15 protein-coding genes are annotated in these 11,548 nt (G+C 54.7%); 14 read left to right on the top strand and 1 reads right to left on the bottom strand.

Annotated features, from left to right (window positions below; genetic code table 11):
* The first annotated feature begins 1 nt into the window (after position 1).
* Positions 2-1,174: a MalY/PatB family protein gene (locus C3F38_RS00450; RefSeq protein WP_047729711.1), complete on the top strand. Its 1,173-nt coding sequence runs from the start codon at positions 2-4 to the stop codon at positions 1,172-1,174.
* Between the two features lie 15 nt (positions 1,175-1,189).
* Here the strand turns inward: C3F38_RS00450 and C3F38_RS00445 are convergent, their stop codons facing one another.
* Positions 1,190-1,417, bottom strand: coding sequence for a SlyX family protein (locus tag C3F38_RS00445; protein ID WP_033649297.1), 228 nt, complete (start codon positions 1,415-1,417; stop codon positions 1,190-1,192).
* Between the two features lie 356 nt (positions 1,418-1,773).
* On the opposite strand from C3F38_RS00445, the gene fkpA reads away from it, so the two are divergent.
* The 13 genes from fkpA to rplC all read left to right on the top strand — a co-directional run bounded on the left by fkpA (position 1,774) and on the right by rplC (position 11,541).
* Complete coding sequence (gene fkpA, locus C3F38_RS00440; protein WP_038878056.1) at positions 1,774-2,613, top strand: FKBP-type peptidyl-prolyl cis-trans isomerase; 840 nt, start codon at positions 1,774-1,776, stop codon at positions 2,611-2,613.
* 373 nt (positions 2,614-2,986) lie between these two features.
* A complete protein-coding gene (locus tag C3F38_RS00435; protein ID WP_048232032.1) occupies positions 2,987-3,709 on the top strand; it encodes a transcriptional regulator in 723 nt (240 codons plus the stop codon).
* Entirely contained in the window at positions 3,709-4,098 is a 390-nt protein-coding gene (tusD, locus tag C3F38_RS00430) for a sulfurtransferase complex subunit TusD (RefSeq protein ID WP_033636259.1), read from the top strand. Before C3F38_RS00435 ends, tusD begins: the two co-directional genes overlap by 1 nt.
* Before the next feature lie 7 nt (positions 4,099-4,105).
* Positions 4,106-4,465 carry a sulfurtransferase complex subunit TusC gene (tusC, locus tag C3F38_RS00425; protein ID WP_033636258.1) on the top strand — a complete coding sequence of 120 codons (360 nt, stop codon included), beginning with the start codon at positions 4,106-4,108 and terminating at the stop codon, positions 4,463-4,465.
* A gap of 9 nt (positions 4,466-4,474) precedes the next feature.
* Positions 4,475-4,762: a sulfurtransferase complex subunit TusB gene (gene tusB / locus C3F38_RS00420; RefSeq protein ID WP_019456119.1), complete on the top strand. Its 288-nt coding sequence runs from the start codon at positions 4,475-4,477 to the stop codon at positions 4,760-4,762.
* Positions 4,763-4,905: 143 nt separating this feature from the next.
* Entirely contained in the window at positions 4,906-5,280 is a 375-nt protein-coding gene (rpsL, locus tag C3F38_RS00415; protein WP_004930426.1) for a 30S ribosomal protein S12, read from the top strand.
* A 96-nt stretch (positions 5,281-5,376) separates the two neighbouring features.
* Positions 5,377-5,847, top strand: coding sequence for a 30S ribosomal protein S7 (gene rpsG / locus C3F38_RS00410; protein ID WP_004956203.1), 471 nt, complete (start codon positions 5,377-5,379; stop codon positions 5,845-5,847).
* Between the two features lie 93 nt (positions 5,848-5,940).
* Positions 5,941-8,055 (top strand): elongation factor G, encoded by a 2,115-nt coding sequence (gene fusA / locus C3F38_RS00405; RefSeq protein WP_038878051.1) that lies wholly within the window; start codon positions 5,941-5,943, stop codon positions 8,053-8,055.
* Positions 8,056-8,125: 70 nt separating this feature from the next.
* A complete protein-coding gene (tuf, locus tag C3F38_RS00400; RefSeq protein WP_055314187.1) occupies positions 8,126-9,310 on the top strand; it encodes an elongation factor Tu in 1,185 nt (394 codons plus the stop codon).
* A gap of 131 nt (positions 9,311-9,441) precedes the next feature.
* Positions 9,442-9,636, top strand: a complete 195-nt coding sequence (bfd, locus tag C3F38_RS00395) for a bacterioferritin-associated ferredoxin (RefSeq protein WP_015379266.1) — start codon at positions 9,442-9,444, stop codon at positions 9,634-9,636.
* Between the two features lie 73 nt (positions 9,637-9,709).
* Positions 9,710-10,189 (top strand): bacterioferritin, encoded by a 480-nt coding sequence (gene bfr / locus C3F38_RS00390; RefSeq protein WP_033636255.1) that lies wholly within the window; start codon positions 9,710-9,712, stop codon positions 10,187-10,189.
* Positions 10,190-10,567: 378 nt separating this feature from the next.
* Positions 10,568-10,879 (top strand): 30S ribosomal protein S10, encoded by a 312-nt coding sequence (gene rpsJ, locus C3F38_RS00385; RefSeq protein WP_001181005.1) that lies wholly within the window; start codon positions 10,568-10,570, stop codon positions 10,877-10,879.
* A gap of 32 nt (positions 10,880-10,911) precedes the next feature.
* Entirely contained in the window at positions 10,912-11,541 is a 630-nt protein-coding gene (gene rplC, locus C3F38_RS00380; protein WP_015379265.1) for a 50S ribosomal protein L3, read from the top strand.
* Positions 11,542-11,548: the final 7 nt, after the last annotated feature.

Genomic DNA, 11,548 nt, shown 5'->3' with positions numbered 1-11,548 from the left:
CATGACGAGTCATTTCAACGCCATCATCGATCGCCACAACACCGGCTCCGTGAAGTGGGACTTCATCGACCGCTATCTGCAACTGGACGGCAGTGAACTGTTGCCGATGTGGGTGTCCGATTTCGACTTTCCGTGCCCGCCGGAGGTGCAGCAGGCACTGCATCAGCGGGTGGACCACGGCGTCTTTGGCTACAGCGAACGCGACGACGCTTACTATGAGGCGGCGATCGACTGGTTTGCCAAGCGGCACGGCTTGCCGCTGCGGCGCGAATGGTTCACGTCGATTGAAGGGGTAGTGCCGGGGTTGGCGATGCTGATCCAACTGCTCAGCAAGCCGGGGGATGGCGTGGTGGTGCAGGGGCCGTACTATGGCTCGTTCGCCAAGATAGTCACCATGAACGGCAGAGAGGTGATTGAAAACCCGCTGCTGGAAACCCCGCAGGGATACCGGATCGATTTCGACCAGCTGGCCGCCTGCCTGGCGCAGCGTAAACCGCCGCTGTTGTTGCTGTGCAATCCGCACAACCCGACCGGCCGTTGCTGGCGCCGCGAGGAACTGGAGCGGCTCATGGCGCTCTGCCACGCCCACGACGTCACGGTGATCTCCGATGAAATTTGGGCCGACCTGCTGCTGCCCGGCGAGACGTTTACGTCGGTGTTGCATCTGGGTGAGGAATATCGCGAGCGGGTAATTGCGGCGACGTCCGCCAGCAAAACGTTCGGCCTCTCCTCGCTGCGCATTTCGAATTTCCTGATCCCCAACGCCCGGCTTCGGCAGGCGTTTGTCGATCGGCTGAACGCCCACGGGCTGGATGTGTTCAACGCGCTGTCGATGACGGCGGCGACCGTGGCCTATCAACGGGGCGCTGCCTGGCTTGATGAGCTGCTCGACTACCTGGCGGAGAACCGGTGTTGGTTTAAGCAGGCGCTGGCGGACGCCGCACCCTGGTGCACGATGACCCAGGCTGAAGGAACCTATCTCGCCTGGCTGGATTGCCGCTCGCTGGGTTTGAACGATGCTGACTTGCAGCAGGCGCTGGTGGCGGTGGCGAAGCTGGCGCCGTCGATGGGCAGCGGTTTCGGCCCTCAGGGGAGCGGTTTTATCCGTATCAACCTGGGGTGCCCGCGCCGGTATCTCGAGCGTGCCGTCGCAGGGCTGGCACGCCTGAAATAACCGCATGGCAGGCCCTCAATAGTGCGGCGGAGGCGTTTCTTCCGATTGCGAGGCGATCATTGAGGTTTGGGTCGAGCGCAGCTTGTCGGTCAACATGCGCAGATGTTCGCGCATCTTCAGCATTTCCATTTGATGCTGGATGACGGTCTGGTTGAGCTCTTCGATGGTGAGCTCTTGGAAGGCCTGACGGCTCTCCAGTTCTTCAAGCCGCTGTAGCAGGCGTTGAGTGTCGGCGTTGTGCATGAGGCTACCTCTGACGCGATAAAATCCTGATTCGGCGCTATGGTAACAGCTGGCGCCGGGTTTGCTCGCGCTATTTCTCCAGACGGCGCGCAACGTTGCGATCGGCAGTGTAAAGTGCTGAAAAGTTGCGCGCTCGATACGCCGTTTTTTGCTAACCTCGCCGAATATTCTGCAAGAAAAATCTGATTTATCATGCGAGTAGCACGCGGAGGGAAACTTCTTGGCAAAGCGGGAGTCACACTTTGACTCGATTGGTTACCTGTGCGACTGTTTTGTTTTGTTTCAGGCAGCTATAGTAGCCCGGTTATCTTACCTAATGATTGTTTGGGGCATTGCTTCAGACACTGGAGAAATGGATGAAATCTTTGTTTAAAGTCACGCTTCTGGCAACCACCATGGCTTTTGCTCTGAATGCGACCCAGGTCATGGCAGCCGATGCCGCCAAACCGGCAGAAGCCGCTAAACCAGCGGACGCGGCAGCAGCACCGAGCACCGGCAAGTTCAAAAACGACGACGAGCAAGCGGCTTACGCACTGGGCGCCTCTCTCGGCCGTTACATGGACAACTCTCTGAAAGAGCAAGAGAAGCTGGGCATCAAGCTGGACAAAGATCAGCTGATCGCTGGCGTTCAGGACGCGTTCGCCAACAAGAGCAAGTTGAACGATGCCGACATCGAGAAGACCCTGCAGGGCTTCGAAGCGCGCGTGAAGGCTTCCGCTCAGGCGAAGATGGAACAGGACGCCAAGGACAACGAAACCAAAGGCGCCAAGTACCGCGACAGCTTCGCTAAAGAAAAAGGCGTGAAGAAAACCGAATCCGGCCTGCTGTACCAGGTAGAGAAACCGGGCGCGGGTGAAGCACCGAAAGACAGCGACACCGTGGTAGTTAACTACAAAGGCACCCTGACCGACGGTACCGAGTTCGATAACTCCTACACCCGCGGCGAGCCGCTGTCGTTCCGTCTGGACGGCGTGATCCCAGGCTGGACCGAAGGCCTGAAGCACATCAAGAAAGGCGGCAAAATCAAGCTGGTGATCCCACCGGCGCTGGCCTACGGTAAAACCGGCGTTCCGGGCATCCCGGCTAACTCCACGCTGGTCTTTGACGTTGAGCTGCTGGACGTGAAAGCGGCGCCGAAAGCCGACGCTAAAGCCGAAAAACCGGCTGACGCGAAAGCCGCTACCAAAGCGAAATAACATCGTCGTTCTGTTTGCCACCGCCGCGGATGCCCTCCGCGGCGGTTTTCATTTCGGCAGCCGCCGTCTCTCTCTCCATTGAACGCTTGACGCCTGCCGGGCATCGGGCTTAACGTCAATACCACGCGCAAACGCAAGGACTTTGCTCCGGCCGCTTTGCTAGACTAATAATTCTGATTTATCAGTCATGCGTCTGCCCCTTAGGGCGTGTACCTAAAATTGTTCCCGGCCGCCTCGCCCGCGGATGTCATCGTGCCGTTTGATGCCGCTCTCAGCCGGCCGCGCTGCGGCGTGCCGACGACGGCAGCGATCCGGTCCGAGCGGTTTTAGCTGCGCCCCCTGGCACAGGCGATCTATGAGGGTGGTATCTTCGATGTCGAATTCGCTTTTATCCAGCGAAGCCAGCGAACTTGATTTGCTGAATGAACGTCCGTTTACTCAAACGGATCATGAAATCCTGAAATCCTATGAAGCGGTGGTCGACGGGCTGGCGATGTTGATCGGCGGCCACTGCGAGATCGTACTGCACGCGCTGGAAGACCTGAACAGTTCGGCGGTGCGCATCGCCAACGGGGAACACACCGGGCGCAAAATCGGCTCGCCGATCACCGACCTGGCGCTGCGTATGCTGCACGACATGGCCGGCGACGACAGCAGCGTGTCGAAAGCCTACTTTACCCGCGCCAAGAGCGGGGTATTGATGAAATCGGTGACCATCGCCATTCGCAATCGCGAGCAGCGGGTGATCGGCTTGTTGTGCATCAACATGAACCTCGACGTGCCGTTCTCGCAGATCATGCAAACCTTTATGCCGCCGACAGCGCAGGATGTGCCGTCGTCGGTGAATTTTGCTTCTTCCGTCGACGATCTGGTGGCGCAGACGCTGGAGTTCACCATTGAAGAGGTGAACGCCGACCGCTCGGTGTCCAATAACGCCAAGAATCGCCAGGTGGTGCTCAATCTCTATGAGAAAGGCATCTTCGACATTAAGGATGCGATCAACCAGGTGGCGGATCGCCTGAATATCTCCAAACACACCGTGTATCTGTATATCCGCCAGTTCAAGAGCGGCGATCTGTTGGGAAGCGACCGTTGATGCTTGATTATTGTCTGTTGGTCACCGGCCCGGCTTACGGCACGCAGCAGGCCAGCAGCGCCTATCAGTTCGCTCAGGCTTTGCTGGCGAAAGGGCACCGGCTTTCCAGCGTTTTTTTCTACCGTGAAGGGGTGTTGAACGCCAACCAGCTGACCGCGCCGGCCAGCGACGAGTTCGACCTGGTGCGCGGCTGGACGCAGCTGGCGCAGCAACATGGCGTGGCGCTCAACGTCTGCGTTGCTGCTGCGCTGCGCCGTGGCGTCACCGACGAGCAGGAGGCGGCGCAACAGGGGCTGGCAAGCGCCAACCTGCAGCCTGGCTTTACCCTGAGCGGGTTGGGTTCCCTGGCCGAAGCGTCGCTGAGTTGCGACCGTCTGGTGCAGTTCTGAGGATATGATGAAACGAGTCGCTTTTGTTTTCACCCACGGGCCGCACGGCGGCGCCGGCGGCAGGGAAGGGCTGGATGCGCTGCTCGCCACGTCGGCGCTCAGCGAAGACTTGGGGGTGTTTTTTGTCGGCGATGGCGTATTGCAGCTGTTGCCGGGCCAGCAACCGGAAAAGATTTTGGCGCGCAATTACATTGCCACCTTCGGCGTGCTGCCGCTGTATGACGTGGAGCGCTGCTATCTGTGCCAGGCTTCGCTGCAGGAGCGTGGGCTGAGCCAGGTGACCGATTGGGTGCTGGATGCGGAAGTGCTGGCGCCGGACGAACTGCGCCGCGAACTGGCCGGCTACGACGCCGTGATGACGTTTTAGGATCCTCTGATGCTGTATACCCTGAGCCATTCGCCAAACCAATGTGACTTACCTGCGCTGCTGCGCCTGACGGCAGAGGGCGACGCGCTGCTGCTGCTGCAGGACGGCGTGCTTGCCGGCCTTGCCGGCAGCGCCCATCTTGAATTGCTGCTCGCCGCCCCCATATCCCTTTACGCGCTGCAGGACGACCTGGAAGCCCGGGGATTGGTTGGTCATTTTTCGCACAAAATCACTGTCGTCGGCTATAATCACTTCGTTGAATTAACCGAACAACACCGCAGCCAAATGGCCTGGTAATGAGAGTGATGTTGTATATTTCTTGACACCCATACTGGTCAGCCCTAAAATTCTGCGTCCTCGTACTTTGCCAGTAGTGCATACGAGGGGATTTATCACATGTTTACGAAGCTAGTACGAAGCAAAAACCAGGAGCTTTTTTAATGGCAACAATTAACCAGCTGGTTCGCAAACCACGCTCTGTGAAGGCTGCTAAAAGCAACGTTCCAGCGCTGGAAGCCTGCCCGCAGAAACGTGGCGTATGCACCCGCGTATATACCACTACCCCGAAAAAACCAAACTCCGCACTGCGTAAAGTTTGCCGTGTGCGTTTGACCAACGGTTTCGAAGTGACCTCCTACATCGGTGGCGAAGGCCACAACCTGCAGGAACACTCCGTAATCCTGATCCGTGGCGGTCGTGTAAAAGACCTGCCAGGTGTGCGTTACCACACCGTCCGTGGTGCACTTGACTGCTCCGGTGTTAAAGACCGTAAGCAAGCTCGTTCCAAGTACGGCGTGAAGAAGCCAAAGGCTTAATGGTTCTCCGTTAAGTAAGGCCAAACGTTTTAACTTTAATGTCAAAATAAACTCGTAGAGTTTTGGACAATCCTGAATTAACAACGGAGTATTTCCATGCCACGTCGTCGCGTAATCGGCCAACGTAAAATCCTGCCAGATCCTAAGTTCGGATCTGAGCTGCTGGCCAAATTTGTAAATATCCTGATGGTAGACGGTAAAAAATCTACTGCAGAAGCAATCGTCTATACCGCGCTGGAGACCCTGGCTCAGCGTTCTGGTAAAGATCACCTGGAAGCTTTCGAAGTCGCTCTCGACAACGTTCGCCCGACTGTAGAAGTTAAGTCGCGTCGCGTTGGCGGTTCTACTTATCAGGTACCAGTTGAAGTCCGCCCGGTTCGTCGTAATGCTCTGGCAATGCGTTGGATCGTTGATGCTGCACGTAAACGCGGTGATAAATCCATGGCTCTGCGCCTGGCGAACGAGCTGTCTGACGCAGCAGAGAACAAAGGTTCTGCTGTTAAGAAGCGTGAAGACGTTCACCGTATGGCCGAAGCCAACAAGGCGTTCGCCCACTACCGCTGGTAATCACCCGGCTGTAGTCATGCTAACCAAGCGGGCGCGTCAAATCGGCCCGCTTGGGTTAACTGAACTTGAACGCCCTAGGAATAGAGGAATCAAATGGCTCGTACAACACCCATTGCACGCTACCGCAACATCGGTATCAGTGCTCACATCGACGCCGGTAAAACCACCACTACCGAACGTATTCTGTTCTACACCGGTGTAAACCACAAAATCGGTGAAGTTCATGACGGCGCTGCCACCATGGACTGGATGGAACAGGAGCAGGAGCGTGGTATTACCATCACTTCTGCAGCGACTACTGCTTTCTGGTCTGGTATGGCCAAGCAGTTCGAACCGCATCGCGTAAACATCATCGACACCCCAGGGCACGTTGACTTCACCATCGAAGTAGAACGTTCCATGCGTGTGCTGGATGGCGCGGTAATGGTTTACTGTGCTGTTGGTGGTGTTCAGCCACAGTCTGAAACCGTATGGCGTCAGGCTAACAAATACAAAGTGCCACGTATCGCGTTCGTTAACAAAATGGACCGTATGGGTGCTAACTTCCTGAAAGTTGTTGGCCAGATCAAATCTCGTCTGGGCGCTAACCCTGTTCCTCTGCAGCTGGCTATCGGCGCAGAAGACAAATTCACCGGCGTTATCGACCTGGTGAAGATGAAGGCGATCAACTGGAACGAAGAAGACGCAGGCGTAACCTTCGAATACGAAGACGTGCCGGCTGACATGATGGATCTGGCTGAAGAATGGCGCCAGAACCTGATCGAGTCCGCTGCGGAAGCTTCCGAAGAGCTGATGGAAAAATACTTGGGTGGCGAAGAGCTGACCGAGGAAGAAATCAAATCCGCTCTGCGTCAGCGCGTGCTGAACAACGAAATCATCCTGGTTACCTGTGGTTCTGCGTTCAAGAACAAGGGCGTGCAGGCGATGCTGGATGCGGTAATCGAATACCTGCCGGCACCAACTGACGTTCCTGCGATCAACGGTATCCTGGACGACGGTAAAGACACTCCGGCTGAGCGTCACGCAAGTGATGAAGAGCCGTTCTCTGCTCTGGCGTTCAAAATCGCTACCGACCCGTTCGTAGGTAACTTGACCTTCTTCCGCGTGTACTCCGGCGTTGTTAACTCCGGCGACACCGTGCTGAACTCCGTTAAGTCTGCGCGCGAGCGTTTCGGCCGTATCGTTCAGATGCACGCCAACAAGCGTGAAGAGATCAAAGAAGTTCGCGCAGGCGACATCGCCGCTGCGATCGGTCTGAAAGACGTGACCACCGGGGACACCCTGTGTGATCCAGACTCTCCAATCATCCTGGAGCGTATGGAATTCCCTGAGCCGGTAATCTCTATCGCCGTTGAACCGAAAACCAAAGCTGACCAGGAAAAAATGGGTCTGGCTCTGGGCCGTCTGGCTAAAGAAGACCCGTCATTCCGCGTATGGACTGACGAAGAGTCTAACCAGACCATCATCGCCGGTATGGGTGAACTGCACCTCGACATCATCGTTGACCGCATGAAGCGTGAATTCAACGTTGAAGCTAACGTGGGCAAACCTCAGGTAGCTTACCGCGAAGCGATTCGCGCGAAGATTACCGATGTTGAAGGTAAGCACGCCAAGCAGTCTGGTGGTCGCGGTCAGTACGGTCACGTTGTGATCGACATGTACCCACTGGAGCCGGGCTCTAACCCGAAAGGTTACGAGTTCATCAACGACATCAAAGGCGGCGTAATTCCTGGCGAATACATCCCTGCCGTTGATAAAGGCATCCAGGAGCAGCTGAAGTCTGGTCCGTTGGCTGGTTACCCGGTAGTAGACATGGGTATTCGTCTGCACTTCGGTTCTTACCACGACGTTGACTCCTCTGAACTGGCGTTTAAACTGGCCGCGTCTATCGCCTTTAAAGAAGGCTTTAAGAAAGCGAAACCAGTTCTGCTTGAGCCTATCATGAAGGTTGAAGTTGAGACTCCAGAAGAGAACACCGGTGACGTTATCGGTGACTTGAGCCGTCGTCGCGGCATGCTGCGCGGTCAGGAATCTGAAGTGACTGGCGTTAAGATCCACGCTGAAGTACCGTTGTCCGAAATGTTCGGCTACGCAACTCAGCTGCGTTCTCTGACTAAAGGTCGCGCATCATACACCATGGAATTCCTGAAGTATGATGATGCACCGAACAACGTCGCTCAGGCCGTAATCGAAGCCCGTGGCAAATAAGCCGCAGGGTTAAAACCAAAGTCCCGTGCTCTCTCCAGAAGGGGAGAGCGCTATAGTAAGGAATATAGCCGTGTCTAAAGAAAAATTTGAACGTACAAAACCGCACGTTAACGTTGGTACTATCGGCCACGTTGACCACGGTAAAACTACCCTGACTGCAGCGATCACCACCGTACTGGCTAAAACCTACGGCGGTTCTGCACGTGCTTTCGACCAGATCGATAACGCGCCAGAAGAAAAAGCTCGTGGTATCACCATCAACACCTCTCACGTTGAGTATGACACCCCGACTCGTCACTACGCGCACGTTGACTGCCCAGGGCACGCCGACTACGTGAAAAACATGATCACCGGTGCTGCTCAGATGGACGGCGCGATCCTGGTAGTAGCTGCGACTGACGGCCCAATGCCTCAGACCCGTGAGCACATCCTGCTGGGTCGTCAGGTTGGCGTTCCTTTCATCATCGTATTCATGAACAAATGCGACATGGTTGATGATGAAGAGCTGCTGGAACTGGTAGAAATGGAAGTTCGCGAACTGCTGTCCGCTTACGACTTCCCAGGCGACGACCTGCCGGTAATCCGCGGTTCCGCGCTGAAAGCGCTGGAAGGCGAAGCTGAGTGGGAAGCGAAAATCATCGAACTGGCCGAAGCCCTGGACAGCTACATTCCAGAGCCAGAGCGTGCTATCGACAAGCCGTTCCTGCTGCCAATCGAAGACGTATTCTCCATCTCCGGTCGTGGTACCGTTGTTACCGGTCGTGTTGAGCGCGGTATCATCAAAGTTGGCGAAGAAGTTGAAATCGTTGGTATCAAAGACACCGTTAAGTCTACCTGTACTGGCGTTGAAATGTTCCGCAAACTGCTGGACGAAGGCCGTGCTGGTGAGAACGTAGGTGTTCTGCTGCGTGGTATCAAACGTGAAGACATCGAACGTGGTCAGGTACTGGCTAAGCCAGGCTCTATCAAGCCACACACCCAGTTCGAATCTGAAGTGTACATCCTGAGCAAAGATGAAGGTGGTCGTCACACTCCATTCTTCAAAGGCTACCGTCCACAGTTCTACTTCCGTACCACTGACGTGACCGGTACCATCGAACTGCCAGAAGGCGTAGAGATGGTAATGCCAGGCGACAACGTGAACATGATTGTCACCCTGATCCACCCAATCGCGATGGATGACGGTCTGCGTTTCGCAATCCGTGAAGGCGGCCGTACCGTTGGCGCTGGTGTTGTTGCTAAAGTTATCGCTTAATCGCGAATAATTTTTCGACACAAAAAAGGGCACTTCGGTGCCCTTTTTTTATGCAATTTGTTCAAATCTTAATTGAAATAAAAACCATTCCTATTTAGACTCAATGCATTGGTTAAGAAGTGAGTCTCTCTATGTATGTATGTCTGTGTAATGCGGTGACTGACAAAGCGATCCGTAATGCGGTGCGTCAGCACAATCCCCATACCATGAAGCAGCTGCGTGAACTTGTGCCGATTGGTACCGATTGTGGAAAGTGCATTCGTCAGGCAAGGCAGATTATGGTGGAGGAACGCGGAACTATCATCCCAATGCATGAAGTTGCCTAACAAAGGGTAAGGTTATTTTTGACTCTTGGCTTACAGGTTCTACACTTTTAGAACTGGCCAGGAGGAGTTACCTATGAAAGGCGATAAAAAGATCATTGCTCACCTCAACAAACTGCTCGGCAACGAGCTGGTTGCCATCAATCAATATTTCCTGCACGCCCGCATGTTCAAGAATTGGGGCTTAATGCGCCTCAACGACAAGGAATATCACGAGTCGATCGACGAAATGAAACATGCCGATCGCTACATCGAGCGTATCCTGTTCCTGGAAGGGATCCCGAACCTGCAAGACCTCGGCAAGCTGAATATCGGCGAAGACATTGAAGAGATGCTGCGTTCCGACCTGGCGCTGGAGCTAGCGGGCGCCAAAAACCTGCGCGAAGGTATCGCCTATGCCGACTCGATTCATGATTACGTCAGCCGCGATTTGATGATCGATATCCTGGCTGATGAAGAAGAGCATATCGACTGGCTGGAAACCGAGTTGGATCTGATCGCCCGTCTCGGTATTCAAAACTATGCCCAGGCCCAGGTTCTAGAGCGCAAAGAGTAAGCCTGTCTTCCGTTCGTCATCGTCTCTCCTGCCGGCGACCGTTTTTACGGTGGGGCAGGGGAGCTTTCCAGCCAAGCATAATTCATACCCTGTTAGCCACCCTCATCTCGCGACTGCCGCTGAACGCGCAAAAATGACGATTTCCTGAGCATATTTCCAACTGCGGCTTGCTTCCTCAGCCATTTTGCGTATAATGCGCGGGCTTACCTAATCTTGGTAAGCCTGATTTTAGCGAATCAGTCGATTGGCAGGTTTTTTTGCCCTTCGAACAATACTCCCGATATGGGGGTTATATGTTGACGATTACACTCCCCCATCAATCGAAATGGGTGTGAGGAGTAATTATTTACGTTTATAAATAATTGGAGCTCTGGTCTCATGCAGAACCAAAGAATCCGTATCCGCCTGAAAGCGTTTGATCATCGTCTGATCGATCAATCAACCGCGGAAATCGTCGAGACTGCAAAGCGCACTGGTGCGCAAGTCCGTGGTCCGATCCCGCTGCCAACTCGCAAAGAGCGCTTTACCGTTCTGATCTCTCCGCACGTCAACAAAGACGCGCGCGATCAGTACGAGATTCGCACTCACAAGCGTCTGGTTGACATCGTTGAGCCAACCGAGAAAACCGTTGATGCTCTGATGCGTCTGGATCTGGCTGCCGGTGTAGACGTGCAGATCAGCCTGGGTTAATCAGGTCATTGAGCGATTGAGAGGTTGAAACAATGATTGGTTTAGTCGGTAAAAAAGTGGGTATGACCCGTATCTTCACTGAAGATGGCGTTTCTATCCCAGTAACCGTAATTGAAATTGAAGCGAACCGCGTGACTCAGGTTAAAAGCCTGGACACCGACGGTTACCGTGCCGTTCAGGTTACCACTGGTAGCAAAAAAGCTAACCGTGTAACCAAGCCGGAAGCGGGCCATTTCGCTAAAGCTGGCGTTGAAGCTGGCCGTGGTCTGTGGGAATTCCGCCTTGAAGAAGGTCAAGAGTTCGCTGCAGGTCAGGAAATTAGCGTAGAAATCTTCGCTGACGTTAAAAAAGTCGATGTTACCGGTACTTCTAAAGGTAAAGGTTTTGCTGGCACTGTTAAGCGCTGGAACTTCCGTACCCAAGACGCTACCCACGGTAACTCCTTGTCTCACCGCGTTCCGGGTTCTATCGGTCAGAACCAGACTCCGGGCAAAGTGTTCAAAGGCAAGAAAATGGCTGGCCACCTGGGTGATGAGCGCGTAACCGTTCAGAGCCTGGACGTAGTACGTGTTGACGCTGAGCGCAACCTGCTGCTGGTTAAGGGTGCTGTACCGGGCGCAACCGGTGGCAACCTGATCGTTAAACCAGCTGTGAAGGCGTAAGGGGATA

The sequence above is a fragment of the Serratia sp. SSNIH1 genome, from assembly GCF_002935055.1.
Taxonomy (GTDB): domain Bacteria; phylum Pseudomonadota; class Gammaproteobacteria; order Enterobacterales; family Enterobacteriaceae; genus Serratia; species Serratia nevei.
This window is presented reverse-complemented; position numbering and strand designations above follow the sequence as displayed.